Genomic DNA, 25,964 nt, shown 5'->3' with positions numbered 1-25,964 from the left:
CAGGATCCTTGACGAGCTTGCTTGCCAGGGGCGCGATGGCGCCCGGAGTTACTTGCCTTGCGGCCGCAGGTAAGCGAGCCAGCGGCGCTCGGCGCGGCGGAACAGCCACACGAGCGCGAAAGAAATGCACAGATAGAGCAACGCAGCGATACCGAACGCATTGAACGACTGATACGTCGCGGAGTTCACGTCGCGGGCGATCTTGAGGATGTCCGGCACGGTCGCGGTGAAGGCGACCGTGGTGGCGTGCAGCATCAGGATCACTTCGTTGCTGTAGTAGGGCAACGCGCGGCGCAGCGCCGACGGCAGAATCACGCGCCGGTACAGCGTGAACGACGACATCCCGTATGCGCGTGCCGCTTCGATCTCACCGTATGCGGTCGCCTTGATCGCGCCGGCGAAAATCTCGGTGGTGTACGCGCAGGTGTTCAACGTGAATGCGAGCAGCGTGCAATGCATGCCGTCGCGGAAGAACGCATTGGTCAGCTCGTTATTGCGGATGATGTCGAGGCTGTAGAGGCCGGTGTAGCAGAGCAGCAGCTGCACATAGAGCGGCGTGCCGCGGAAGATGTACGTATACAGCCACACCGATCTGGCGAGCCACTTTTTCTTCGACACCCGCGCCACCGCGAGCGGAATCGACAGGCAGAAGCCGAGCCCGATCGACACGACCAGCAGCCACAGCGTGATCACGAGACCGGTGAAGCGGTAGCCGTCGGAGAACAGAAAGTTGCGCCAGTATTCCTGAATGATCGCGATCATAGGTCCGCCTTTCGTACGCCGGTCGAGTAACGCTTTTCGAGGTACATCAGCACGAAGTTGGACACTGTGGTGATGACGAGATAGATCGCCCCTGCGAACAGGGTGAAGAAGAAGAACCGCAACGTGCCCTTGCCGGCATCCTGCGAGGCCTTTACAACATCCGCGAGGCCGATGATCGACACCAGCGCGGTGGCCTTGACCATCACCTGCCAGTTGTTGCCGATGCCAGGCAGCGCGAAGCGCATCATCTGCGGGAACATCACGCGCGAGAACACCTGCCAGCCGGTCATGCCGTAGGCCGCGCCCGCTTCGAGCTGGCCGCGCGGCACCGCCAGAAACGCGCCGCGGAAAGTCTCGGTGAAGTACGCGCCGTAAATGAAGCCGAGCACCGCGACGCCGGCCACGAACGGATCGATGTCGATCTGTTCCCAGCCGAGCACGTCGGTGAGGTCGTTCAGCCAGATCTGGATGCTGTAGAACAGCAGCAGCATCAGCACCAGGTCGGGCACACCGCGCACGAGCGTCGTGTACACCGTACCGACGCCGTAGGAGATGCGGTTCTTCGACAGTTTCGCCGCCGCGCCGAGCAGACCCAGCACGAAAGCGAACACCAGCGACAACACCGCCAGTTTGACGGTTTGCCAGGTGCCGTTGAGAAGCAGCGGGCCGTAGCCTTGAAGGAACATATGGGGTCCTTGACGATGCGTTTGCGACGCACCGCGAAAGACGCGGCCAGCTCTGCACCGCGTTTGCCGCGAGCCGGGGCTCGCTGTGACCTGCGGCGCACAGCGCACCGCTGTGCAAATCAGACTGCATGGACGTTGCCGGCCTTGCAGCGCGCTTTTTGGGACTCTCGTCTCGAAACGGTGGTGAATCTACTGCGTTGAAGCTACTGCCGACTGTATTACGAAGCCCTGGGAAAGCCCATGCGGGCGAGCCCCGAGTCTCGTGGATCTTGCGTGTTGCGTGTTGCCGCCCGCTTGCGCGGCAACCGGGCCGGTGTCCGCCTCAGTGCGCGACCGGTCGTCCGGGATAAATGTCGAAGTCGAAGTACTGCTTCTCGAGCTTCCTGAACGTACCATCCGCGTGGACCTGCGCCAGTGCCTGGTTGAACATCGCCTTCAGGTCGGCGTCGCTTTTACGCAGGCCGATCGCGGTGCCTTCGCCGATCGTCTTCGGGTCTTTCACTTCCGGCCCGGCCCAGCCGAAGCCCTTGCCGCGCGGCGTCTTCAGGAAGCCGGCGTCGGCTTGCACTTCGTCCTGCAACGCGGCGTCGAGGCGGCCCGAAGCGAGGTCGGCGTACACCTGATCCTGGTTCTGGTAGGGCACCACGGTCACGCCCTTGGGCTCCCACCAGGTCTTTGCATAGGCTTCCTGAGTCGAACCCTGCTCGACGCCGACGCGTTTGCCCTTCAGCGATTCGACCGTGGGCAGGAGCGGCGAGCCTGCCTTGGCGATCATGCGGGCGGGAGCGTCGAACAGCTTGTCGGAGTAGTCGATCTGCGCGCGGCGCTGGTCGGTAATGGTCAGCGACGACACAATCGCGTCGAACTTCCTCGCCTTCAACGCCGGAATGATGCCGTCGAGATCCTGTTCGACCCACACGCACTTCACGTTTATCTTCGCGCACAGCGCGCGGGTCAGATCGGCGTCGAAGCCGACGATCTCGCCGCTGGGCGCCTTCGATTCGAACGGCGGGTAGCTGGCGTCCACCCCGATGCGCACGGTTTTCCACTCTTTCGCCAGCGCGCTGGTGGCCATGACTGCAAGGGCCACGCACAGTGCGAACTTCTTCATGTTTCTCCTGGATCAAACTGATCGTCGTGGTTCGACCCGACGACTATCGGCTCGTGGCCGACGGTCGCTATTCTAGGTGGTCAAAATTGTTGCGCCGCGCGCTCTGGTGTGTCGGACCGTCCGACGGCCCGGTTGATGCGTCGAGGAAGCCAGGCGCGAGCCTGAGGTTACGCGCGTTCAAAAAGCGCGGTATTTTACCCGAACACCGGCGAGGCGCCAGTCCGCCGCCTTGGCGACGGCGAACTGGGGGCCGCGGGCGTTGTGCGTGCGCGACGCTGCGGCCTGGTTTTCCCGGCTGCGTTTGAGCGCGCGGTCGCGCGATTGCCGATGCGCGAATTGCGTTTTCGTGGTTTTTTCTTTCGCCTTGCGCGGGCCGCAGGAGGACGGCGCGGCGCGCTCTCAAGTGGCTCGAGCGCCGGCCCGCCGCATCCGCACCCCATTGCGCGCATTTATGGAACGATCCGGTGCGCCCATGCGGATTGTTTCGGGCCCGCGCCGCCCATACATTTCGTGCATCGCTATTTATTCACCGGGAGTACCTTCATGATCGAGATTCGCCGTTCCGAAGAACGCGGCCACGCCAACCATGGCTGGCTCGACTCGTATCACAGCTTCTCGTTTGCCGATTACCGCGATCCGCAACACGTGCATTTCGGCCCGCTGCGAGTCATCAACGAGGACCGCATCGCCGGCGGCGAAGGCTTCGGCACGCACGGTCATCGCGACATGGAGATCGTCACGTACGTGCTCGAAGGCGCGCTGGCTCACCGCGACAGCATGGGCAACGGCTCGACCATCCGCCCCGGCGACGTGCAGCGCATGAGCGCGGGCACCGGCGTGCAGCATAGCGAGTTCAACGCGTCGCAGGACGAACCCGCGCACCTGCTGCAGATCTGGGTGATCCCAAAACGCGCCGGCGACCCGCCGGGCTACGAGGAAAAACGCTTCGACGCCGCCGACAAGCGTGGCCGTTTGCGCGTGGTCGCCTCGCCCGACGGCCGCGACGGCTCGGTGACGATCCACGCCGATGCATCCATCTACGCCGGGTTGATCGACGGTGCACAAGCGGTTACGTTCGCGTTGCCGAAAGGGCGTCTCGCGTATGTGCACGTGGCGCGCGGCGCGCTGAGCGTGAACGGCCAGGCGCTGAAGGCGGGTGATGCCGCCAAGCTCAGCGACATCGATACGGTGACGCTGGACCAGGGTGAGAACGCCGAAGTGCTGTTGTTTGATCTCGGGCAACTCAACGGCTGACTGCCGGATCGCTCGCAGGCGGTCATTTCAATGAAGGATGACGGGGCAACGAGCAGGCCACGCTGATCCGACGCGGCCCGCATGCCGCAACGTCAACTGCGCAGTCAATGCAAAAACGCGAAAACGCCACGGAAAACTCCGTGGCGTTTTCACATCCGCGAGGCGGCCGCACAGGCCCGCCCCGTCATCACAGCGCGCCGCTTACTGATTGGCGGCCGGCGCCGACGCCGCGCCCTTGTGGTGCTCCCAGTGCTCGCGCATCTTCTCGTGACGCGATTCCATCTTCGCGAAGCGCTGCTTCAGCGCCGTGCTGACAGTGGTCTTCTGCTGGTCGTTCAGGCCGTTGTAGAACTTCAGCCATGCGTCGGTGGTTTGCTGGCGCAACTGCGCGTCTTTCTGCTCGACTTGCTGATGCGCAGCGGCCATTGCGTTCAGATCCAGGATCGGCTGTTGCTGCGCGGCCTTGAACTGGTTTTTCATCTGCTCGTGATTCGCGCGCATGGCTTCGTGGCCCTGCTTCATCGTGTCGAGCGCGGCTTGCCACTGCTTTTCCTGATCCGCGTTCAGCTTCAACTGGTCGTGCAGTTGCGTCAGTTGCTTCATGAAGTGGCCGTGCCAGCCGCCGGGACCGCCTTGCGTGGCGGGTTGTGCGGCATAAGCGGCACCCGCGCCGATGGCGAGAGCGGTGGCGGCAACGGCGAGGACGCGCGACATTTTTTTGGTGGACATATAAGGCTCCTTGTAATGGAATAGCCGACGATGCAACCGGTCATGTGGACTGCCTGCATTCGGTAAGACACAGCGTAGAGAAGCCGGCCGGTTGCTGTGTTACGCGTCTTGATGCGGCTATTACCGAGCATTACGCGCGCCTTTCACCGTAACACCCGGTAACCCTTGAGGGGCATCGGTTAACGAAAACCCTTCCTGCTGCGCGTTAAACTTCATTCCATGGCTACTCAAATCCTTGTTGTCGACGACGACGTCGAATTGCGCGATCTTCTGCGCGACTATCTGGCCCGTCAGGGCATCGAAGTCTCGGTGCTGCATGACGCGGGTTCGCTCGAACGCAGGCTCGAACGCGAGCGCCCCGATCTCATCGTGCTCGATCTGATGATGCCGGGCGTCGACGGGCTCACGGCGCTGCGCAAGCTGCGCGCGTCGGGCGACGACATTCCCGTGATCATGCTCACGGCGCGTGCGGACGACGTCGACCGGATCGTCGGGCTGGAGCTCGGCGCGGACGACTACCTCGGCAAGCCGTTCAATCCGCGCGAATTGCTCGCGCGCGTGCAGGCGGTGCTGCGGCGCCGCCGCACGCTGCCGTCGGCGGCGGCGCCGGAGCAGCGCGAGCCGTTCAACTTCGGCCGCTTCACGCTCGATTTCCAGTCGCGTACGCTGCATCTGGAAGACAAGCCGCTCACGCTGTCCGGCAGCGAGTTCGCGTTGCTGAAGATCTTCGTCAATCACCCGATGCGCACGCTCACGCGCGAACGCCTGCTCGAACTGCTGCACGGTCCCGAATACGACGGCACCGACCGCGGCATCGACGTGCAGGTCTGGCGCCTGCGCCGTATTCTCGAAACCGACCCGTCCACGCCGCGCTTCATTCAGACCGTGCGCGGACGCGGTTACGTGTTCGTGCCGGACGGCGAGCAACATGCGCCGGCCCATTGATTCGCTGTTCGGGCGGCTGGCGCTGCTAGTCGTTGCGGTGCTGATGCTGTCGCATTTCGCGTGGTACGCGCTGATGCGGCTCGAACGCAGCCAGTTGCAAACGCGCTATGCGGTCGAGGAAGCCACCTTCCTCGTCGACGCGGTGCGCCAGCACGTCGCCCGTACACCGGATCAGCCGTTGCCGTCGCGCGTCAAGCTGGTCGACCCGGCGAGCCAGGACGTGCCGCCCGAGAGCACCGAGATCCCGCCGCCGCTCGAACGTTTCGTCGAGGACGTGCGCGACCGGATGCCGTCCGGCACGCAGGTACGGATCGGCATGCCGGGCCGTCCACCCACGTTGTGGGTGCGCGCCGCCACCGATCACAGCTGGATCGTCGTGCCGATGCAGCCTTTGCGCATGCCGCGCTCGCTCGACCGCACGGTGCTGTGGCTCGCGATCATCTTCTCGTTCGCGGTGATGGCGGCGCTGTTTGCCGCATGGGCGTTGCAGCAGCCGTTGCGCTCGCTCGCGCAGGCAGTGTCGCGCTTCGGCCGCGGCCTGCCGGTGCCGCCGGTGCCGGAGCGTGGTCCGCGCGAGTTGCGGCAGCTGACCCACGGCTTTAACCAGATGGTCCAGGAAGTGGCGCGCACCGAAAACGACCGCGCCGTGATGCTGGCCGGCGTCGCGCACGATCTGAAAACGCCGCTTGCGCGCTTGCGGCTGCGCGCCGAAATGATGGACGAGCCGAAGATGCGAGACGGCGTGGTGCGCGATGTCGACTCCATGACACATATCGTCGAGCAGTTTCTGGTGTTCGCGCACGACGGCGCCGATCGCAGCGAAGCGGTCGAAGTGGACGGGCAGTGCGAGCGGATCGTGCGCACGTATCGCGCGGTGGCCGCCAGTGCATCCACCGTGCAGACTGAGCTCAATGCGGGGCCGGCGTTCCTGCTGCCCGCGGCCACGCTCGACCGCATTCTGTCGAACCTGCTCGACAACGCGCACGCGTACGGCGCGCCGCCGATTACCGTCGCCACCGCGCGTACCGCGCAAGGCTTCACGCTGTCGGTGAGCGACAATGGCAACGGGATCGCCGCGCAGGATCTGATCAACGCGAGCCGGCCTTTCGTACGGCTCGATCCGGCGCGTGGCGGCAACGGCCATAGCGGGCTCGGGCTCGCGATCGTCGAGCGGCTGGTGCGGCGTGCGGGCGGGGAGTGGGAGATCGGCAACGACGGCGGCCGTGGCTTGCGCGTGTTGATGAGCTTTCCGTTCGAGGTCTTGCCGAAGCTTGCGGCGGCCTCGGAGAGCGCTTGGTAGGCGCTACGCGGTGCGGGCGCGCGCGACGCGTCTGCACCGTAATTGAGGGCCTGGCTTGGAGTCCGGACGCAACGTCCGGATGCGTGGCGGCAACGCGGCGCGCTAGTCCGAGAACAGCGTATTCAGCGCATTCGCCGCTTCGCTATCCACCGTATTCCAGGTCACCGTTTCGGCCTCGAAAATGTAATGCGTCGTGTATTTGCCCAGGCGCGCCAGGATCTCCTCCTGAATCAGTTCCGGCGCGACCGCCAGTTTCAGATACCACGCGGTAGACGACAGGCGCGTCTGGAACGCGCCATATTCAGCCAGCAGATGGTCGAATGCGTCAGCATCCTGATCGCGACACACGATGACCAGATTTCCCTTCATGCGAATCTCCCCGTTAGAGCGGTAGCGGCAACCTTGATATCAGGTTCGATCATACCTGCTTAGTTAAGGGAAGCCCGAGGCGCGCTTGCGTTGAGTGAGGTTGCGCGCGCATCGAACGCGGGCACCGTGGGCGTCGCGGTCGATGCGAGGCGGGAAGCGGCGGGAAGGGACGCGTATGCCGCGCCTTTACCCTTTACCAGGCATTCGCTACCGTGCGCGCGGGCGGCGCGGTATCGTCGGGGGGCAGGGCTTCGGTGCGATCGCGGCCGCCGCTCTTCGCCGCGTAGAGCGCGGTGTCGGCGCGGCTCATGATCCGCTCGGGCAGATCGTCGGGCGACAGCTGGGTGATCCCGATGCTTACGCTGAGGTTCACCGAAGGCGGCAACTTCGGCGAAGGCACCGCTTTCAACCGCAGGCGCAAGCGTTCGACCACTTCGCGGCCGCCGGCCAGATCGGTGGCGGGCAGCAGCAAGCCGAACTCTTCGCCGCCGAGCCGGCCGATCGCGTCGGCGCCGCGCAGTTCGGCGCGGCAGGTGTCGACGAAGTGTTCGAGCGCACGGTCACCCGCGGCGTGGCCGAAGCGGTCGTTGATCTGCTTGAAGTGGTCGAGGTCGGCGATCGCCATGCACAGCGGCTCGTGGTTTGCGCGCGCGCGTTCGATCTCGTGGCGCAGCAGATCGAGGAAGTAGCGTCGCGACAGCGCGCCGGTCAGCGCGTCGTGGCGCGCCTCGGCCGAGAGCAGCGTATTGGCCGCCTGCAGTTGCTCGGCAAGATCGCGCGTCGCGCGATGATGGCGCCGTTCGCGCACATACGACACGGTGATCACCCACGCCAGTGCGACCGTGCCGGCCAGCGTCAGAAACACCAGCAGATGATCGCGCTTGTGATTGCGCAGCAGTTCCGGCCAGGCCGCGAGCGGATCGACCAGATGCGCCGACAGCCCCGAATTCAGGCCGACGCGGTCCTGGTACAGCGACGGCGCCGGCTGCTCGGACATGCCGAACAGCTGGCCGGCGACGGCCGTGGGCACCCACGGCGCCCGCTCGCGCACTTCCGTGTTGACGCGAATCCGCATGTCAGGGAACGTGTCGCGGTGATAGACGGTCATGCGCTCGGCGGCGCTCATCTGCGTGACGCGCGAGTTCGGCAGCGCGTGGCCTTCGAGCCCGCTGTTGTGCGCCATGATGATGACGCCGTTGTCGTCGGCGACGAAGGTGCCCGCGTGCGCGACCCAGTGGCGCAGCCGCGCGATCCCGACTTTCGCGATCACCACGCCGACCAGCAGCCCGTCCGCGTACACCGGCGCGGCGATGAAGATGCCCGGCTCGCCACTCAGACGGCCCACGCCGTAGGCCTCCGAGAACGCGCCGAGCAGCGCGTTGGTCAGATAGGTGCGCGTGCGCATGTCGACGCCGATGAACGAATGTTCCGCGGCGTACGGATTGTTGGCCGAGTCGCTCGACGCCACGCAGACGCCATTCGTATTGACAAGCCAGATCTGGTCGAGCCCGGAGAAGCCTTGTGCGTCGTGCAGGAAGCTGCTCACCGACCTCATTTGCGCGTCTTTCAGCAACGCGGCGCGCAGGGCGGGTTCCGCCGCCTCGCTGTTCGCGGCATAATTCTGCGATTGCACCAGGGCGTGCTGGACCACGTCCATTTCGGCCATGGTTGCGGGGATGGCGCGGGACATCGCAAGGTCGCTGGCGATCACTTCCGCCATGTTGTCGACGATCGACGAGGACATTTGACGCTGGGCGCGCAGCGCCGCGTCCAGCTCTTGCTGTACCATCCGGTCCGCGACCATGCCCGCCACGAACCAGCAAACCAGTACGATCAGCAAGAAGCTGATCGGCAAGGTTGCCTGGCGCAAGGTTGTCCTGTTCATCGACCCTCTGATCCGTCTGGCTGTGACATGCAACTAGCTCATTCGTGGCAGCGCACCGGCGCTGTGCCGACCGTTTCGAAGCGGCTGACGATTTGCCGCCGCTGTTGCCCGGGATAAACCGCTAACAAACATGCACAAACATGCGCGTCGTTTCCTGATTTTAACCGGCATGGGGCCAGACGCCACCGTTATTGCGGGAATGCGAACTGCATGTGCCGCGCCCATCAGGTTCTTAACGGCAAGCTAGCAGGATTCTTGATAGCTATACGGGTTTTTCGGGCGGTTTTTCACGATCCCGGCGGCTGTCGCGATCATCGGCGATGTGGCTCACGCACCACGCTCCGCGGCTCGCGTAGTCTTGCGGCGACGCCGGTCCGGACCGGTTCGTCGCGCCCGCGCCGCTGATTATCGCGATTTGGCGCGAAAGGTTGTGCCTGAAACATAGGATGGTGTAGTGTCGTGCCGTCCAAAACGAGGAAAGCTCGCCAGCCTTCGGGCGGCGCCTGCGGCGACAGGAGTCCGGCGTGATGGTGGTGGTCCTGGACGGCTCGTCCGCGGACACCTCCGTTGCCGGTCCACGTGTCTCCAACGCTAACGATTTACCGCGCACATGCGTTTTTGCCATGCCTGATTTCCGCTTTCCGGACCGATTTTCCGACTGCCGCGCCGAAGCCGCGGCCTCCTTCGAGCAAACCCCCATCCGCGTCGAAGGGGAGGGTATCTAATGGATTTCAGTTTCGACCTGAAGCGCACCGCCAATGCGTCCGCATGGCGGGTGCTGCCCAACCGCTGGGACTTCGTGGCCTTCCCGCTGATCATCTGCATCATCGCGATGGCGGCGATCGGCTTTCACGAGACGCTCGCGCCGATGTCGACGCTCAAGACTCAGGCGATCTCGCTCGACCCGGCGAATCTGCCTGAATACGCGATGCGCACCACGTTGCGCATGCTCGCGGCGATGGTCGCCTCGCTGATCTTTACGCTGGTTTACGGCACGCTGGCGGCCAAGAGCCGGCGCGCCGGGCTCGTGCTGGTGCCGATCCTGGACATTCTGCAGTCGGTGCCGGTGCTCGGCTACATTTCGTTTACTGTCACGTTCTTCCTCGCGCTGTTTCCGGGCCGCGTGCTCGGCGCCGAGCTGGCGGCGATCTTCGCGATCTTCACGAGCCAGGCGTGGAACATGACGTTCAGCTTCTATCAGTCGCTGCGCACGGTGCCGCGCGATCTCGACGAAGTGTCGCGCGGTTTCCATCTGACTTCGTGGCAGCGTTTCTGGAAGCTCGAAGTGCCGTTCTCGATGCCGGGCCTCATCTGGAACATGATGATGTCGATGTCGGGCGGCTGGTTCTTCGTGGTCGCCTCCGAAGCGATCACGGTCGGCAACAACACGATCACGCTGCCGGGCATCGGCGCGTTTCTGGCGCAGGCGATCTCGGAGAAGAACCTGCACGCGATCGGCTGGGTGATCCTCGCGATGACGGTCGTGATCCTCGCGTACGACCAGTTCCTGTTCCGCCCGCTCGTCGCCTGGGCCGACAAGTTCCGCATGGAAACCACCAGTTCGGGCGACGCGCCCGAATCCTGGCTGCTCGATCTGATTCGCCGCACGCGTCTGATTCACCGTCTGCTGGTGCCGATCGGCTGGATGTTCGCAAAGGCGGCGCGGGTGCGCTTCCAGTTGCCGGCTTTCAGCGCGCCGCGCTTCCAGATTCCGCAGCGCGAGAAGAGCTCGAAGCTCGGCGACACGCTGTGGGCCGCGCTGGTGCTGGTCGCCACGGTCTACGTGGTGTACCGCGTGTTTCTGTATGTGCGCACCGGCGTGACGCTCGACGAGGTCGGCCACGTGCTGGTTCTCGGGCTCATCACGCTGCTGCGCGTAGTGGTGCTGATCGCGATCGCGTCGGTGATCTGGGTGCCGGTCGGCGTGCTGATCGGCCTGCGGCCGGCGCTGGCGGAAAAGATCCAGCCGCTCGCGCAGTTCCTCGCCGCGTTCCCGGCGAACCTGCTGTTCCCGGTGTTCGTGATCGTGATCGTGCGCTTCCACCTGAACCCGGATATCTGGCTGTCGCCGCTGATCGTGCTCGGCACGCAGTGGTATATCCTGTTCAACGTGATTGCCGGCGCGAGTTCCTATCCGAACGACTACCGCGAGGCGGCCAAGAATTTCCACATCCGCGGTTGGCAATGGTGGCGTCAGGCGATGCTGCCGGGCATCTTCCCGTATTACGTGACCGGCGCGATCACCGCGTCGGGCGGCGCGTGGAATGCGAGTATCGTGGCTGAGTTCGTCCAGTGGGGCGATACCAAGGTGGCGGCGCACGGGCTGGGCGCGTACATCGCGCAGACCACCGCGGCGGGCGACTACCCGAAGATCATCGTGGGCATCGCCGTGATGTCCCTGTTCGTCACCCTGTTCAACCGCCTGCTATGGCGTCCGATGTACGCCTACGCCGAAGCCAAGCTGCGGCTCGATTGAGAAATGAAGGCATAAGCGATGCAAAATCCGAAAGCTGCTATGACCGCCGCGCCGATCCAGACGCCGCCGAAGCCGCCGCGCCTCGGCGAAGAGATCCTGCTCGTCAAGGACGTGTGCCGCGGTTTCAACAAGTCGCAGGGCGAGCTGCTCGTCCTCGACGACGCGAATCTGTCGTTGCGCGAAGGCGAGATCGTCGGGTTGTTGGGCCGCTCGGGCTCGGGCAAGTCGACGCTGTTGCGCATCATCGCCGGTCTGATCGAGCCGACCGACGGCGAAGTCACGTATATGGGCAAGCCGCTCGACGGCCCCGCGAAGGGCGTCGCGATGGTGTTCCAGACCTTCGCGCTGTTCCCGTGGCTGACCGTGCTGCAAAACGTGGAAGCGGGACTCGAAGCGCAAGGTGTCGGCGCGAGCGAACGGCGCACGCGCGCGCTCGCGGCAATCGACCTGATTGGTCTGGACGGTTTCGAAAACGCCTACCCGCGCGAGCTGTCGGGCGGCATGCGTCAGCGTGTCGGCTTTGCGCGCGCACTGGTGGTCGACCCCACGCTGTTGCTGATGGACGAGCCGTTCTCCGCGCTCGACGTGCTGACCGCCGAAACCCTGCGTACTGACCTGCTCGATTTGTGGACGCAAGGCCGCATGCCGATCAAGGCGGTGCTGATCGTCACGCACAACATTGAGGAAGCGGTGTTCATGTGCGACCGGATCCTGGTGCTGTCGTCGAATCCGGGCCGCGTGATCGCGGAGATCAAGGTGCCGTTCAAGCATCCGCGCAACCGGCTGGACCCGGCGTTCCGGCGCCTCGTCGACGAGATCTACGCGAAGATGACCGCGCGTCAGACCGACGAAAAGACCAAGAAGGGGCTGGAGCTGCACAGCTGGTTGCCGCATGTGTCGACCAACCTGATGGCGGGTCTGATCGAGACGCTGGCCGCCGCGCCGTACCACGGCCGCGCGGACATGCCGGAAATCGCCCGCTCGCTGCATCTGGAGGTGGACGATCTGTTCCCGGTGGCCGAAGTGCTGCAGCATCTGGGTTTCGCCGACGTGCGCGAGGGCGATATTTTCCTGACGCCACCGGCGCGCGTGTTCTCCGAGTTCGGTACCCAGGAACGCAAGATGATGTTCGCCGAGCATCTGCTGCGGCACGTGCCGCTCGCTGCGCGGATCAAGAAGGTGCTGAACGAGCGGCCGGGACATCGCGCGCCGCGCGTGCGCTTCGAGCAGGAACTGGAAGATTTTCTGTCGGATAGCGCGGCGGAAGAGACGCTCGACGCGGTCATCAACTGGGGCCGCTATGGCGAGATTTTCTCGTATAACGACCAGACCGAAATCTTCAGCCTGGAAGACGTGGAGTCCTAAAGCGTAGCCGGGTGCGTTGGCTAGCCAGGACAGCCGGTTCAGGCAACAAGCGGCAGGGCAGACCCTGCCGCTTTTTTATTGCAGATTGCCCCAGCGTGCGACTGCCGGTTCGGCGGAAGCCCACTTCCAGCCTTTGTCCTGCTGGCACGCGCTCGCCGTGAACCAGGCCGTCGGTGCGTTCGGGCCGTCGCCGTCCTGCACCGAGAACACGAATTCCTTGCACAGCGTCAGCGTCGAACCGATTGCGCGCGTCACGCGCACCTGACCGTGGCCGTTCTCGATGGGCAGCGTGTGCTTGACCGACCACGGGCGCGTCTCGCCGACCGGCATTGCACCCGCCAACGCGGCGATCAGATCCTGCTGGTCCTTGTGCATGCCGCGCATGTAGCGGCCGACGGCTTCGTCGGTCGCGGCCTGCACGGCAATGCCGACGCCGATCGCGACAGCCGGGTTCGAGGTCACGAGTCCCGATGCTACGCCCGCCGCCGCACCACTCGCGGCGCCGACCGACGAACAGCCGCTCGTCAGCAGGCTCGCGCCGACGCATAGCGCGCCGGCCGCGAAGAGCCGCAGACGGTTGCCGGAAACTCGCGCGACACGTGTGCGAGCCGCCGCGCGCGAGACGCGAAGCGAAAGCGTCTTCATTGCAGTGCGCCCCAGCGTTCGGTGGCGGGTTCGGCCGACGCCCATTTCCAGTCGTTGCCGTCACGGCAGACCGACGCGACGAAGAACGCGCTGCTTGCAGGGACGTTCTTGGTGGCGGTCTGGTCGACGGAGAAAACGATTTCCTTGCAGTCGAGCGCGCCCGTGCTGATCGCGCGGCTGACGGTGACGCGGCCGTGCTCGTCGTCTTCGATCGGGAACGAGTGGGTCACGCTCCACGGCGCGACCGCGCCGACCTCGAGCGGGCCGGCCACTCTGGCGATGCTGTCCTGCGTATTTCTATGAACCACGCGCTCCGAGTACTGCACGCCGGCGCGGGCCGCGGCCACCGCGCCAAGGCCGATGCCGGTGGCGACCGCCGCATTGCTGGTGACTTTCGTCGCGACCGCCGCGCCCGCGATACCGGCGCCGGCCACGGCGCCTTCGGAGTAAAGCGAGCTGCAGCCGCTCAACGCCGACGACACGAGCAGCGCCAATGTGACGAGCGCCGTTGCCCCGTGACGTCCACATCTGGCCGATTGTTTTGTCCTGTCGGCCCACACCCTGTTTTTTTGCATTTCCCTGTCTCTGCTCTTACCGATACCGCTCGTTCACGCGTGCAGCGAGCTTGTGAACAAGCGCTACGTCTTTCCAACACGCTGCCGCATTTTGCAGCATGCGTTTTGTAATTGGCAGCGAAAAAATGCAAGAAATTGCAAAACATGATGCGTGGCAAACTCGTTTCTGTTTGACGGCAAACTGAATTTGCCTGGTAATGCCAGGTAATTCACGAAGCATCTCGCGCGAGCCGATTTCTCCCAGCAGGGCGCTCAATATCGTGATAGTGGAGTGGGGCGATGCGCTCACGCGAAGAACTCGCATGAGCGTAAAGTGAGACTGACCGTCCGGTTTCGAGTGTGTTGCGCCTACTGTTCCGTTTCTTCTTCCGCGCCTTCGTCGCCGTATGTACTCAAGCGGTTGTATAGCGTTTTCAGACTCACGCCGAGCGCCTTGGCCGCGCGCCGCTTGTCGCCGCCGCAATACTTGAGGGTACCCAGAATGATCTGCTTTTGCGCGTCGGCGAGCGGCGTGCCGATCCAGACGCTCATCGCATCACCTTGCGTGACCGCTTTCTTCACCCGCGACGCGAGATGCGGATGCGGCAGCTCGACGGTCTTCTCCGCGAGAATGAACGCGCGATACACCGCGTTCTTCAGCTCGCGCACATTGCCCGGCCACGACCACGTGCGCAGCGTTTCGAGCGACCGCTTGCTGAAGCTCTTGCTCGTGCCTTCCTGCTGGTTGAGCTGCGCGAGAAAGTGTTGCGCGAGCAGTTCGCGATCGTTCTCGCGCTCGCGCAGCGGCGGCGCGCGCAACGGAAAAACCGCAAGCCGGTACATCAGGTCTTCGCGCAAGCCGTTTTCCTTCACGGCCACCGCGGGATCGCGATTGGTCGCGGCGATCACGCGCACGTCGCCGCTAATCAGTTCGTTGCCGCCGACCCGATAGAACGTGCCGGTCTCGAGCGCGCGCAGCAGTTTGACCTGGCGCACCGGCGCCATTTCGGTGATCTCGTCGAGGAACAGCGTGCCGCCGTTTGCATGTTCGAAGTAGCCGACGCGGCCCTGGACCGCGCCGGTGAAGCTGCCTTTTTCGTGGCCGAACAGCTCGGCTTCGATCAGTTCGTCGGGAATCGCGCCGCAGTTCACGGCGACGAACGCGGCATTCTTGCGGCTGCTTTGATCGTGAATCGTGCGGGCGATCAGCTCCTTGCCGGTACCCGATTCTCCGATGATCAGCGCGGTCGCGTCAGTGCTGGCGACGCGCTCGATCTGCTCGTACAGATCCAGCATCACGGGCGACGAGCCGTACAGCAGCCCATACGAATTCAGCCCCGCGATGCCGTCTGCGACGCGCTGCTTCGCCTGAGCCGAAGCGGTGCCGCCGGCGGAGACGGTGGGCGAGTCCAGATCGATTGACGCCATATGCGGGGGTCCTGTGCAAATGAGTGTGTTGTTGCGGCGCGCAGGCCTTGGGAGTGATATTGGCCGGTGCGCCAATATCCCACAGATGTCGATTTAACCACTTCGGCGCTGTTTCCGGCAATCGAAGTGACAGGTGGCGACATGCGCGGTCACACGATCGGTCGAAAGTGCCGCGCGCGGGCGTCGTGTTGAGTGAATGCGGCGAATTTACCGGGCACGTCGTTTGCACTGCAAGGCCGACACGCGTGTGCTTTCGAGCGGTTCGCGTATGCGAGTGGTCTAGACTGGATCGAGAACCGCACCCAACGCTGCACCCGAACACATGCGAACGCCGAACCTGGATGAGGAGCGAATGATGACTGACACCACGCAACAAATTGCACTGGGCGGCCAGAAGATCGTCGAGGACCTGCGAGTGCTGCTGAGGGACTCGGAAGAAATGCTGCGGCTCGCCGCCAACGTGCCGGGCGAAGGCGTGGACGCCTTGCGCAACAAGCTGGGCACGCATGTCGAAAGCCTGCAATCCGCACTCGGCGACGCGCAGCAGAACGCGCAGCGGCGTTACCGTGCGGCCACCGTCAGCACCGAGCGCTACGTGCGGCACAACCCGTGGAGTTCGATCGCGATCGCCGCAGGTGTAGGCTTTCTGCTGGGCGTCCTGACTGCGCGCTGACACGTGGGCGCGCAATCCGGCATCCCATCCGCTTCACGACGATAAGGAGCTCACGATGGCACGACCAATTGGCATCTTCGGTGTCTTGATGGCACTCGGCGGCTTTCTGGCGGTCCGCTACGTGCAGAACAAGCGCGCGGCGCAGCTTCCGACGGCGCGCGAATTGAGCCGCTGGGAAGGCGAGGGCGGCGCCGTGGCAACGCCCGTCACTCCGGCCGGCACGCTCGGCGCGGGGGGCGCCAGCCCGGCCGCGCAGGGCGCCAACGGCTCCGCACATTCGAATGGCGATGGCCGCGCGTGGCCGTTTCCACGTAGCTGAAGCATGGCCGGGGGCGCGCCGCAGATAGATCGCTGTGGCGCGCGCCGTTTGGCCTCGATTGTTAATTTTGTGTCTGGATGACCGTATAATAGGTAAATGCACAACAATGACGTGGCAATTGCCGGTGATTGACCGGCCATTGTTGCATTATTGTATGAAGTGACCGGCGAATCGCGTTTGCGAGCAGTAAGATGCGCGCCCATAACGGGGCGCGCCGCAGCACAGCGCGATGCAGCCCGCTTCGCTTTTCAGGCATGCGCATTCGCATGTTTCCCCACCACGCTTGCAGGCTTTCGAGACGCGATGCCACATGTACTGATTGTCGATGACGATGCCGGTACCCGCGAGGCGCTTTCCGCCATCATCGGGGAAGACGGCCTGACCACCGCCACCGCGGGCGATTTGCGCGAAGCGCGCATTCAACTGGTCCGGCAGACGCCGGACGTCGTCTTCACCGACCTGAAGCTGCCCGATGGCAGCGGGGTCGACCTGTTCGAAGATCTCGACCCCCGCTCCGGCGTGGAAGTGATCGTGATTACCGGCCACGCGACGGTGGAATCGGCGGTCAATGCGCTGAAAATGGGCGCCACCGACTATCTCGTGAAGCCGATCAATATGCAGCGCGTGAAGGCGATCCTGTCGCGCCTGCCGCGCGCCGGCGACCTCAAGGCGGAAATCGGCACGCTGCGCGGCGAGTTGCGCCGCATGGGCCGTTTCGGCCTGATGCTCGGCAATTCGCCTGCCATGCAGGAGGTCTACGACCAGATCGGCCGGGTCGCGCCGACGGCGGCCTCGGTGATGCTGGTCGGCGAGTCGGGCACCGGCAAGGAAGTCGCCGCGCAGACGCTGCACGAACTGAGCTTGCGCCGCAAGCACGCGTTCCTTGCGGTGAACTGCGGCGCCATCTCGCCGAATCTGATCGAATCTGAAATGTTCGGCCACGAGCGCGGCTCGTTTACCGGCGCGGACCGTCAGCACAAGGGCTATTTCGAACGGGCGAACGGCGGCACGCTGTTTCTCGACGAAATCACCGAAATGCCGATCGAGTTGCAGGTGAAACTGCTGCGCGTGCTGGAAACCGGCATGTTCATGCGGGTCGGCACGACCAAGGAAATCGAAACGGACGTGCGCCTGATCGCGGCCACCAACCGCGACCCCGAGCAGGCGGTGCTGGAAGGCAAGCTGCGGCTCGACCTGTACCATCGGTTGAACGTGTTCCCGATCAGCCTGCCGCCGCTGCGCGACCGCGGCAAGGACGTGGAACTGCTCGCGCAGGCGTTCCTCGACGAGCTCAACGAGCGTCACAGCACGAAGAAGCATTTCCCGGGCGCCGTGAAGGAAATGCTGATGTCGTATCCGTGGCCGGGCAATGTGCGCGAGCTGAAGAACTACGTGCAGCGCGCGCATATCATGTCCGGTACGGATTCCGACAGCACCGCGACGGTGCCGTTGCAGATCACGTTGTCAAAGCCCGCCGCCGGCACGGCCATCACCATTCCGTTCGGCACGTCGCTCGCGGAAGCAGACCGTCAATTGATTCTGGCGACGCTCGAGCAATGCGGCGGCGTGAAGACGCGCGCCGCCGAGATTCTCGGCATCAGTCTGAAGACGTTGTACAACCGCCTGGTGGAGTACGGCAACGACGCGCGTGAAGAGAGCGACGCCGCCGACGAATCGCGCGTGCTGGGCGACGCGGGCGCTTGACGCGGGGCGCCGCGCGCCACGCGCCACGCGCCACGCGCCACGCGCCACTAAAGGGGGCGTGGTGTAAAGCGCAACGGCACAGGCCTTGCTGCGATCGAATGGAACGCATACGAGGATAATCGACATGCCGCAATACGCCGCCGCTCCCGATCTTCCGCTTCCGCGGCACGCTCACCGTCCCGAGCCGATCGAGCCGCCTTCGCCTCCGCCGAACCCTGCGGAGCCCGATACCATCCCCGGTCCGGCTCCGGAGCCGATCGAACCGGCCGAGCCGATGGCCCCGCCGATCGGCGATCCGCCGCCCCAGCCCACGCAAACGCCACAAGCGGGCGAGCGAGCGCCGCGGCGAATGCAACTCTGACATGCTCTGTGCGCTGCATCACGGGCCGGTGCAGCGAATTGATGTATTTGTTACAAAGCCGGCGCATCTTTTACCGGCAATTTACCTTCGCGACCCCTAGACTGTATTGATGCCGCTAGTTAGCGGCGGGCTTCCTCTGGAGGCATCGATCATGAGACATCCCGCATTGCGACGTTCCGCGCGCCATTCGAAGCGCGATGCCCGGCCGGGCAGCAGCAAAGCCGAGCCGGCGGCGTCGCCGGACCCGGCTGCGCAGAACCGCGTCGCCCCCGACGCGCCGCCCGACGGCGAGCACAACCAGGGCGGCGTACGTCAGGCAGGGTTGGAATACCAGCGCGATCTGGGTTCGGAACAGGATGCGTGAGTTGGTTCGAACCCCATTCGAGCAATTTGACGGCCCGTAGCGTCTATTCCGGTTTCGTCGTATGAGGCAGTAGAAACTCCTTCGCGATGCGGATTCATCGCGGGTTTTTACTCGCCCGTCACATTTGCATACATTTTTATTTCCAACATCTCAAAAAACGGCACGCGACTTGCGTGCACCGTCGTGGCACATATCCGGATGCAACGAAACAACTGAACTAGGTGGAGACCCAATGAGCAGACTGATCGTGGTATCGAATCGTGTCGCACCAATCCAGGAAGGGCGTCCCGCAGCGGGCGGCCTCGCGATCGGCGTGCTGGACGCGCTGAAGGAAACCGGCGGAGTCTGGTTCGGCTGGAACGGCGAAACGGTGAGCGAGCCGTCCTCGCCGGTCATCGAGAAGCAGGGCAACGTGACTTACGCGACGGTGGGCCTCACCAAGCGCGACTATGACCAGTACTACCGCGGCTTTTCCAACGCGACGCTATGGCCGACATTCCACTATCGCAACGATCTCTCGCGCTACGACCGCCAGGAATACGCGGGCTATCAGCGTGTCAATGCGACGCTCGCGAAGCAGCTGAAGGAACTGCTCAAACCCGACGACATCCTCTGGGTGCATGACTACCACCTGCTGCCGTTTGCGCGCTGCCTGCGCGAACTCGGCGTGAAAAATCCGATCGGCTTTTTCCTGCATATCCCGTTTCCGGTGCCAGAAGTGCTGCGCACGATTCCGCCACACGACGAACTGGTCAAGGCGATGTGCAGCTACGACGTGATCGGTTTTCAGACCGAGGCAGATCGCCAGTCGTTCGTCGACTATGTCGAGCGCGGCCAGCATGGCACGTCGAGCGAAGACGGTATGGTGCACGCGTTCAACCGCTTCCTCAAAGTGGGTGCTTATCCGATCGGCATCTATCCGGACGCGATCGCCAAAGCCGCCGAGCAGTTCACCGACCGCAAGCCGGTGCGCAGCCTGCGTGACGGCATGCGCGGGCGCAAGCTGATCATGAGCGTCGACCGGCTCGACTATTCGAAGGGGCTGGTGGAGCGCTTCCAGGCGTTCGAGCGCTTGCTGCTGAATGCGCCGGGATGGCACGGACGCGTCTCGCTTGTGCAGATCGCACCACCGACGCGAGCGGACGTGCAGACTTATCAACGGATTCGTCAGACGCTGGAGGGCGAGGCGGGCCGCATCAACGGCCGGTTCGCGCAGCTCGACTGGACGCCGATTCAGTACCTGAACCGCAAGTACGAACGTAATCTGCTGATGGCGCTGTTCCGTCAATCGCAGGTGGGCTATGTGACGCCGCTGCGCGACGGCATGAATCTCGTTGCGAAGGAGTACGTCGCGTCGCAGGATCCGGCCGATCCGGGTGTGCTGGTGCTGTCGCAATTCGCCGGCGCCGCCGAGCAATTGCCGGGCGCGCTGGTCGTCAATCCGTTCGATCTGTCGCAGATGGCCGAAGCACTGGAGCGTGCACTGTCGATGTCGCTCGCCGAGCGCCAGGCGCGTCATGCCGACATGATGGCGCCGATGCGCGAGAACAATTTGTCGGTGTGGCGCGATACCTTCCTCGCCGATCTGCGCAATGTGGCGACGGCATCTTCGGTGACGGCCAAAGCGGTAAAGCTCGCTGACGTGACGGCGTCATCGTCGTCCTAGCTGGATCAGCGCCTGTCGCCAGTTGGCGAGAGGCGCGCTTGCTGTCACGTCTGCGCAGGGTCGGGTAAATAATGAAGCAAGAAGGGCGCGGATCGCATGATGCGATCCGCGCCCTTCTTGTCTTTGCGTGGCGGGGTGCCTCAAGCCGCTTGCGGGGTTACTCGCTGCGTGACCCGCAGCGTGCTCACCACCGCCGCGACCGCGGAAAAACCCGCGGCGACATACAGCGCAACGGTCGGACCATTCTGCGGTGCAACGCCGAAGATCAGCGCGACCAGCGCCGCACCGAGCGTCTGCCCGGTCAGGCGCGCGGTGCCGAGCATACCGCTCGCACCGCCGCTGCGCTCGCGCGGCGCGGCTGACAGCATGGTGCGGTTGTTCGGCGACTGGAAGATCCCGAAGCCCACGCCGCACAAGGCCATGCGCCACACGATCTGCATGGGTTCCGGATGCGCGCCGAGCGTGGCGAGCAGCAGCAGGCCGACCGTCAGCGCGGCGAGTCCGACGCCGCCCAGCCACCCCGCCGACACCTTGTCCGACAGCACGCCCGAAACCGGCGCCGCGATGATGATGACCGCGGGCCACGGCGTCATCAGCAGACCGGTTTCGACTTGCGACATGCCCAAGGTTTCCTGTAGCAGAAACGGCAGCGACACGAAGGCCAGCATCTGCGCGCAGAACGAGCAGACCGACGTGCCGACCGACAGCGCGAACACCGGAATCCTCAGCAAATCGATCGGCAAGAGCGGTGCGGGCTGCGTCAACTGCCGGCGCACGAAGAAGTAGCCGATCACCAGCGCGCCGATCGCTTCGAGTGCGATATAGCCGAACCGCTCGCCGTGGCCGAGGCCGTCGACCGCGAAAATCAGCAGGCCGAACACGAACGCGTTCATCACCGCGCTCAGGTAGTCGTAGGGCGACTCGTGGCCGGGGTTCATCGGCAGCGCTTTGAAGCCGCCGATGATCGCCGCGATGCCGATCGGCACATTGATCGCGAACAGCCACGGCCATGACGCGACCGCGAGCACGCCGGAGGCCACCGTGGGCCCGACCGCCGACGACACCGCGACCACCATGGCATTGATCGCGACGCCGCGCCCGAGTTGGGTGGGCGGATAGATCATGCGCACCAGCGCGGTATTCACGCTCATGATGCCCGCCGCGCCGAAGCCCTGAATCACGCGAGCCAGCGCGAGAGTCGGCAGCGACGTGGCCAGCGCGCAGCCGAACGAGGCCACCGTGAACAGAATCAGCCCGCTCAGATAGATGCGCCGGTAGCCGATGCGGTCGCCGAGCGAGGCGAGCGGCAGCAGCGAAATGGTGACCGCGAGCTGATACGCGTTGACCACCCAGATCGAGCCGGCCGCGCTCGCGCGCAGGTTGCGCGCGATCGTCGGCAAGGCCACGTTGGCGATCGCGCTGTCGAGCACTGCGAGCGTGAGCGCGAGTGCGATGACCAGCATCGCCCAGTAGCGCTGCGGAATCGGCAGGCCTTGTTCGGCTTCGTGCGCGGGCGATGCGCCGGCGGCGGCGGGGGGAACTGGTCCGGCTGTTTCGGCCGGCTTGGGGTTGTCGTTGCGCGAGGGTTTGACGTGCATCGCTTGTTTGATTTGTAGTGGGACGGCGCGACGCTCGGATGATGAGATGGCTCACGTGCGCTGCAAGCCGTCGTCGAAAGACTGCGTTGGGCGCCATCGAACTGGGCAAGCGGCGAAGCTGCCGGCGCCGCGACCGCGCGCCGACAGCGCTGCCGATCGTCTATTTGAGTTCGTACAGTCCCGTGTGGGTCGTCGAGTCGATCTCGTTCAGATGCGTCATGAAGCGCGCGACCGCGTTGGTGGTATCCGCATTGATGGGTAGATGCGGCACCTTCAGCGCATGCAGCCGGAAGATGTAGCGGTGCGTGCGGTCGCCGCGCGGCGGCGCGGCGCCGCCGAAGCCGACCGTGCCGTAGTCGTTGCGCACCTGCAGCGCGCCTTGCGGCAGCAGCGAGCCGTCCGCCTTGCCGGCGTTGCGCGGCAGCGAGCGGGCGTCGGCCGGGATGTTCACCACGACCCAGTGCCAGAAGCCGCTGCCGGTCGGCGCGTCGGGGTCGTGCACGGTGAGCGCGAAGCTTTGGGTGTCGGACGGCGGCGCGTCCCACTGCAACGCGGGCGAGATGTTTTCGCCGTCCACGCCGAATGCCTTGTCGTTATATTCGTGAGCTTTCGGCATGAAGCCATTGGTGGGAAAGTCGTCGGACCAGAGACGGAAATCAGCCATGATGTGCCTCCCTTGTTGATTGGTTCTGGGATCGCCGCAGCGCGAGATTTCGCTGCGGACCATGCGGCCTGCGCGGGCATGGCCGCACGCAAAGAGACTCCGGGTTAGCTCGTCGAGTGTATCACCAGCGGCTGTCGGATTCGTTCGAGCCGGGCAATGCTACAAGCGCCTTTCAGCCGCGTTCCTCGAAGCTCGGCGCGTCGCTCTTCAACCACTCGACGAGCCGCTCCAACACGCCGCCGATGTCGCGATCGGCGCCTCGCAATGCGCATTCCCATACCACGGCCACGCGCCATCCGCCGGCGAGCAGCGCGTCGCGAACCTTGTCGTCATTGCTGCGATTGCGGCCGATCTTCTCGCGCCAGAACTCGGGCCGGGTTTGCGGCCATTTGAAGAGATGGCAGTCATGGCCGTGCCAGAAGCAGCCGTGCACCAGCACCACCGCGCGATAGCGCGGCAACACGATGTCGGGGCGGCCCGGCAGATCGCGCGCGTCCAGACGGAAGCGAAAGCCCCGCCGATGCAGCAGGCTGCGGATCAGGATCTCCGGCTTGGTATTGCGGCCGCGGATGCCGGACATCATCCGGCTGCGCGTCGCGCTATCGACGATATCGACCATGTGTCAGTGCTGGAATGCGCGGTGGTCGGGACGCCGGGCGGCTATCGCGCGGCGTCGCTTACGCGTATCACGCGTACAGCGAAAGGGCTTGCTTCGAACCATGGCGGTTGTCCCCGGCGAGCAAAGTCTGCACATGCGGCAGCATGATGCGCGCCACTTCGCGCATCACCGGCATGACGACGCTATTGCCGAATTGCCGGTAGGCCTGCGTATCGCTGACCGGAATCCTGAAGGTGTCGGGAAAGCCCATCAGCCGCGCGCATTCGCGCGGCGTCAGGCGGCGCGGGCGCAGCGCTTCGCCCTGATAGACCAGAATCTCGGAGCCGTCCTTGTGATAGCGCGCCGACAGCGTGCGCGTGACGCTATCCGGATACGCCATGCCAAAGCCGAAGCCGTTGCCCGCCGCGCGGTGTTTCGCCGCGTAGTTTTGCAGATAGGCCCACAGGTTCGGTGTGAGCGTGTACTTCGGCTGCACGCGTTGGGCGGTGTGGTCGAAGAAGCGGTCGTGGTCCCACGGCAGCACCGGTTCGCGGCCGTCCGTGCGATGCAGGATCGAGCCGAGCCGCGGGCCTTGTGCGGGCAGCCGCAGGTCGTCCCATGAGAACGCCGTCTTGCCGCGAAAGCCGACGATGATGATGCGCTCCCGATGCTGCGGCGTGAAATGCTGGCCGTCGACGACGCGGTAATGTACCTCGTAGCCGAGTTCGTCGCGCAAGGTTTGCAGGATCACGTCGAACGTGCGGCCCTTGTCGTGCGACAGCAGGTTCTTCACGTTCTCCAGCAGGAACGCGGCGGGGCGCTTGGCCGCGATGATCCGCGCGACGTCGAAAAAGAGCGTGCCTTGCGTAGTGCATTCGAATCCGTGCGGCCGGCCCAGCGCGTTTTTCTTGCTGACGCCGGCGATCGAAAACGGCTGGCACGGGAAGCCGCCGAGCAGCACGTCGTGACTGGGCACGTCTTCAGCGGGGAAGGCGACGATGTCGCCGATAAGCATGTGCTCGCCCCCGCCGGGATAGTTTTCGCGATACGTCTTGATGGAGAAATCGTTCCACTCGCTCGTGAACACGCAATCACCGCCGTGCGCTTCGAAGCCCATCCGGATTCCGCCGATGCCGGCGAACAGATCGATGAAGCGAAACTGCGCGTCGGCTGCGGCGCCGCTCGTCGCCCGCGCGCCTTGCTGCAGCAAATCGCGCAAGGCCGGCTCCAGCATCGCCGGGCATGGGGTTTCGCCTTTTTCCCAGCGGCGCACCGTCTTGATGTCCTTGCCGACATGCGCGGCGATTTCGCGTTGAGTGAAGCGGGCGCGCGCCTGCCGGAGCAGGTTGAGCGGTGCGGCGAGAGTCACGGGCGTCCTTGCTGGGAATTTTTGCGGACATTATGACCTAAGGTCGTCCCGTTTTTCCTGTTTTCACGGCGTATGGGCGGAAAATTTCCGACCGCGTCGGGGATGTCGGCGGGTAAATCTGTTTGTCACAGGGGAATGTGAGGCTGTCGGCGTGACGCGAATCCCCGCGTTGCGACGTGTGTTTGAGGCCGCGATGTAATTCGCGGCCTTTTTTTGACCGGTGCACTGGCAACCGCACAGCCGGGCGGCCCGGCGCGCAAACGCCCGGCGATGCGCGGCGAGCGTCAGACGCCGCGGCTGGAGCGGGAGGGGTAAGGCGGCGGAAACACGGCGGCGGCGCTCGGCGCCGGCTCGTCCAATGCGGGTTGCGCCGCGGTTTCGAACTGCTGGAGTTGCAGCAGGAGGCTGTCGACGGTGCAGAGCTGCGCGTGGGACAGATGGCCGCTGTCGAGCAACTGGTGCAGACGCTTGCGCCAATAGACGGGCGGCAAAATCGGCCCGGCAAGGTCGCCGCGTAAAGATATGCCCATCACGCGCGCAATATGCGCGATGTCCCGATCGTGCAGCGTGGCTTGGGATGATCCGGAAAGCATAGTGGGTGTGCGGTCCATGGCTCCTCCATGGCAGCGTTTACGGCACCTTTCCGTCGGACTTTAGGCATTTTGTTAATTTTTTTTCGATGGCTTTCGGCGACCAAACGGGCCGCCGACAACCTCGGGCATACCCGTTGCTGAATACGGATACTGGCGTAATGTCGCGCCGGCATTCCAAAAAGTGGAGCCGAACATGAACAAGGACCAGGTGAAAGGTGTGGGTGAACAGGTCAAGGGCAAGATCAACGAGGCCGTTGGCAAGGCTACCAATAACCCGGTGAGAGAAGCGAAGGGTGACCTGCAGCAAGGCGCGGGCAAGGTGCAGAAGGCCTATGGCGATGCCAAGGAAGACGCCAAGGACAATGCCAAGCGCAACATGCCGTAAGGCCGGTTGCGGTTGCTGCTGCCGGCCTGCTTGTTGCCCGGTGGCGGAAGGAGGCGCTTCGGCGCCTCTTTCTGTTTGGTATTGTCGGTTACCTGTTTTCTTTCGGCTTCCTGTAGGCGGTGGCGGATGCATCAGGAGATTGCGGTCGCATGCGGCGCGTA

General features: G+C 64.4%; 28 protein-coding genes. 13 read left to right on the top strand and 15 right to left on the bottom strand.

The features are described from left to right. Window positions 1-48: 48 nt before the first annotated feature. From FVF58_RS19350 to FVF58_RS19340, 3 genes are all read right to left on the bottom strand, one after another. A complete protein-coding gene (locus tag FVF58_RS19350; RefSeq protein WP_149671487.1) occupies window positions 49-762 on the bottom strand; it encodes an ABC transporter permease in 714 nt (237 codons plus the stop codon). Next, window positions 759-1,448, bottom strand: a complete 690-nt coding sequence (locus FVF58_RS19345; RefSeq protein WP_149671486.1) for an ABC transporter permease — start codon at window positions 1,446-1,448, stop codon at window positions 759-761. The genes FVF58_RS19350 and FVF58_RS19345 overlap by 4 nt, the downstream gene beginning before the upstream one ends. Before the next feature lie 322 nt (window positions 1,449-1,770). Continuing rightward, the gene (locus tag FVF58_RS19340) at window positions 1,771-2,559 is read right to left on the bottom strand and encodes an ABC transporter substrate-binding protein (RefSeq protein ID WP_149671485.1); all 789 of its coding nucleotides are present in this window, start codon (window positions 2,557-2,559) and stop codon (window positions 1,771-1,773) included. 543 nt (window positions 2,560-3,102) lie between these two features. Here FVF58_RS19340 and FVF58_RS19335 point away from each other — a divergent pair. Further along, a complete protein-coding gene (locus FVF58_RS19335) occupies window positions 3,103-3,813 on the top strand; it encodes a pirin family protein (protein ID WP_149671484.1) in 711 nt (236 codons plus the stop codon). A gap of 201 nt (window positions 3,814-4,014) precedes the next feature. On the opposite strand, the gene FVF58_RS19330 is transcribed toward FVF58_RS19335, so the two are convergent. Beyond that, complete coding sequence (locus tag FVF58_RS19330; protein ID WP_149671483.1) at window positions 4,015-4,542, bottom strand: Spy/CpxP family protein refolding chaperone; 528 nt, start codon at window positions 4,540-4,542, stop codon at window positions 4,015-4,017. Window positions 4,543-4,761: 219 nt separating this feature from the next. Between FVF58_RS19330 and FVF58_RS19325 the strand changes: the two genes are divergently transcribed. Both FVF58_RS19325 and FVF58_RS19320 read left to right on the top strand, forming a co-directional pair. Then, entirely contained in the window at window positions 4,762-5,487 is a 726-nt protein-coding gene (locus FVF58_RS19325) for a response regulator (RefSeq protein ID WP_012432166.1), read from the top strand. Then, a complete protein-coding gene (locus tag FVF58_RS19320; RefSeq protein WP_149671482.1) occupies window positions 5,471-6,787 on the top strand; it encodes an ATP-binding protein in 1,317 nt (438 codons plus the stop codon). Before FVF58_RS19325 ends, FVF58_RS19320 begins: the two co-directional genes overlap by 17 nt. Window positions 6,788-6,889: 102 nt before the next feature. On the opposite strand, the gene FVF58_RS19315 is transcribed toward FVF58_RS19320, so the two are convergent. Then, complete coding sequence (locus FVF58_RS19315) at window positions 6,890-7,156, bottom strand: double-stranded DNA-specific endonuclease (protein ID WP_149671481.1); 267 nt, start codon at window positions 7,154-7,156, stop codon at window positions 6,890-6,892. Between the two features lie 193 nt (window positions 7,157-7,349). Beyond that, window positions 7,350-9,041, bottom strand: a complete 1,692-nt coding sequence (locus FVF58_RS19310) for a sensor domain-containing diguanylate cyclase (RefSeq protein WP_149671480.1) — start codon at window positions 9,039-9,041, stop codon at window positions 7,350-7,352. 524 nt (window positions 9,042-9,565) lie between these two features. On the opposite strand from FVF58_RS19310, the gene FVF58_RS19305 reads away from it, so the two are divergent. From FVF58_RS19305 to FVF58_RS19295, 3 genes are read left to right on the top strand one after another with little or no spacing between them, the layout of a single operon-like run. Next, entirely contained in the window at window positions 9,566-9,766 is a 201-nt protein-coding gene (locus FVF58_RS19305) for a hypothetical protein (protein ID WP_149671479.1), read from the top strand. Continuing rightward, the gene (locus tag FVF58_RS19300) at window positions 9,766-11,517 is read left to right on the top strand and encodes an ABC transporter permease (RefSeq protein ID WP_149671478.1); all 1,752 of its coding nucleotides are present in this window, start codon (window positions 9,766-9,768) and stop codon (window positions 11,515-11,517) included. The genes FVF58_RS19305 and FVF58_RS19300 overlap by 1 nt, the downstream gene beginning before the upstream one ends. Before the next feature lie 18 nt (window positions 11,518-11,535). Beyond that, window positions 11,536-12,882 carry an ABC transporter ATP-binding protein gene (locus FVF58_RS19295; RefSeq protein ID WP_149671477.1) on the top strand — a complete coding sequence of 449 codons (1,347 nt, stop codon included), beginning with the start codon at window positions 11,536-11,538 and terminating at the stop codon, window positions 12,880-12,882. A 75-nt stretch (window positions 12,883-12,957) separates the two neighbouring features. On the opposite strand, the gene FVF58_RS19290 is transcribed toward FVF58_RS19295, so the two are convergent. Genes FVF58_RS19290 through FVF58_RS19275 form a run of 4 tightly spaced genes read right to left on the bottom strand, consistent with a single transcriptional unit; the run spans window position 12,958 to window position 15,509 of the window. Continuing rightward, a complete protein-coding gene (locus tag FVF58_RS19290; RefSeq protein WP_246217117.1) occupies window positions 12,958-13,527 on the bottom strand; it encodes a hypothetical protein in 570 nt (189 codons plus the stop codon). After that, window positions 13,524-14,102 (bottom strand): hypothetical protein, encoded by a 579-nt coding sequence (locus FVF58_RS19285; RefSeq protein WP_149671476.1) that lies wholly within the window; start codon window positions 14,100-14,102, stop codon window positions 13,524-13,526. The genes FVF58_RS19290 and FVF58_RS19285 overlap by 4 nt, the downstream gene beginning before the upstream one ends. 16 nt (window positions 14,103-14,118) lie before the next feature. Beyond that, the gene (locus tag FVF58_RS19280; protein ID WP_149671475.1) at window positions 14,119-14,391 is read right to left on the bottom strand and encodes a hypothetical protein; all 273 of its coding nucleotides are present in this window, start codon (window positions 14,389-14,391) and stop codon (window positions 14,119-14,121) included. A 59-nt stretch (window positions 14,392-14,450) separates the two neighbouring features. Further along, window positions 14,451-15,509 carry a sigma-54 interaction domain-containing protein gene (locus FVF58_RS19275; RefSeq protein WP_149671474.1) on the bottom strand — a complete coding sequence of 353 codons (1,059 nt, stop codon included), beginning with the start codon at window positions 15,507-15,509 and terminating at the stop codon, window positions 14,451-14,453. Window positions 15,510-15,864: 355 nt separating this feature from the next. Here FVF58_RS19275 and FVF58_RS19270 point away from each other — a divergent pair, with 355 nt between their 5' ends. The 6 genes from FVF58_RS19270 to otsA all read left to right on the top strand — a co-directional run bounded on the left by FVF58_RS19270 (window position 15,865) and on the right by otsA (window position 20,596). Continuing rightward, window positions 15,865-16,182: an ElaB/YgaM/YqjD family protein gene (locus FVF58_RS19270; RefSeq protein WP_149671473.1), complete on the top strand. Its 318-nt coding sequence runs from the start codon at window positions 15,865-15,867 to the stop codon at window positions 16,180-16,182. A gap of 55 nt (window positions 16,183-16,237) precedes the next feature. Further along, a complete protein-coding gene (locus tag FVF58_RS19265) occupies window positions 16,238-16,501 on the top strand; it encodes a hypothetical protein (protein WP_149671472.1) in 264 nt (87 codons plus the stop codon). Window positions 16,502-16,804: 303 nt separating this feature from the next. Continuing rightward, window positions 16,805-18,205 (top strand): sigma-54-dependent transcriptional regulator, encoded by a 1,401-nt coding sequence (locus FVF58_RS19260; protein WP_149671471.1) that lies wholly within the window; start codon window positions 16,805-16,807, stop codon window positions 18,203-18,205. Window positions 18,206-18,329: 124 nt separating this feature from the next. Continuing rightward, window positions 18,330-18,566: a hypothetical protein gene (locus FVF58_RS52805; protein ID WP_149671470.1), complete on the top strand. Its 237-nt coding sequence runs from the start codon at window positions 18,330-18,332 to the stop codon at window positions 18,564-18,566. A gap of 151 nt (window positions 18,567-18,717) precedes the next feature. After that, complete coding sequence (locus FVF58_RS19250; RefSeq protein WP_149671469.1) at window positions 18,718-18,930, top strand: hypothetical protein; 213 nt, start codon at window positions 18,718-18,720, stop codon at window positions 18,928-18,930. A gap of 232 nt (window positions 18,931-19,162) precedes the next feature. Next, complete coding sequence (otsA, locus tag FVF58_RS19245) at window positions 19,163-20,596, top strand: alpha,alpha-trehalose-phosphate synthase (UDP-forming) (protein WP_149671468.1); 1,434 nt, start codon at window positions 19,163-19,165, stop codon at window positions 20,594-20,596. A gap of 140 nt (window positions 20,597-20,736) precedes the next feature. On the opposite strand, the gene FVF58_RS19240 is transcribed toward otsA, so the two are convergent. The 5 genes from FVF58_RS19240 to FVF58_RS19220 form a co-directional block, all read right to left on the bottom strand. Then, window positions 20,737-22,194, bottom strand: coding sequence for an MFS transporter (locus tag FVF58_RS19240; RefSeq protein WP_149671467.1), 1,458 nt, complete (start codon window positions 22,192-22,194; stop codon window positions 20,737-20,739). A 160-nt stretch (window positions 22,195-22,354) separates the two neighbouring features. Beyond that, window positions 22,355-22,858 carry a YbhB/YbcL family Raf kinase inhibitor-like protein gene (locus tag FVF58_RS19235; RefSeq protein WP_149671466.1) on the bottom strand — a complete coding sequence of 168 codons (504 nt, stop codon included), beginning with the start codon at window positions 22,856-22,858 and terminating at the stop codon, window positions 22,355-22,357. Window positions 22,859-23,030: 172 nt separating this feature from the next. Next, on the bottom strand, window positions 23,031-23,477 hold the full coding sequence (locus FVF58_RS19230) for a very short patch repair endonuclease (RefSeq protein ID WP_149671465.1): 447 nt from the start codon (window positions 23,475-23,477) through the stop codon (window positions 23,031-23,033). A 67-nt stretch (window positions 23,478-23,544) separates the two neighbouring features. Next, window positions 23,545-24,825 (bottom strand): DNA (cytosine-5-)-methyltransferase, encoded by a 1,281-nt coding sequence (dcm, locus tag FVF58_RS19225; RefSeq protein ID WP_149671464.1) that lies wholly within the window; start codon window positions 24,823-24,825, stop codon window positions 23,545-23,547. A gap of 284 nt (window positions 24,826-25,109) precedes the next feature. After that, entirely contained in the window at window positions 25,110-25,436 is a 327-nt protein-coding gene (locus FVF58_RS19220) for a hypothetical protein (RefSeq protein WP_149671463.1), read from the bottom strand. A 175-nt stretch (window positions 25,437-25,611) separates the two neighbouring features. Between FVF58_RS19220 and FVF58_RS19215 the strand changes: the two genes are divergently transcribed. Next, entirely contained in the window at window positions 25,612-25,803 is a 192-nt protein-coding gene (locus FVF58_RS19215) for a CsbD family protein (protein WP_149671462.1), read from the top strand. Window positions 25,804-25,964 lie beyond the last annotated feature (161 nt).

It is taken from the genome of Paraburkholderia panacisoli (assembly GCF_008369935.1).
In the GTDB taxonomy this organism is placed as follows: Bacteria; Pseudomonadota; Gammaproteobacteria; order Burkholderiales; family Burkholderiaceae; genus Paraburkholderia; species Paraburkholderia panacisoli.
This window is presented reverse-complemented; position numbering and strand designations above follow the sequence as displayed.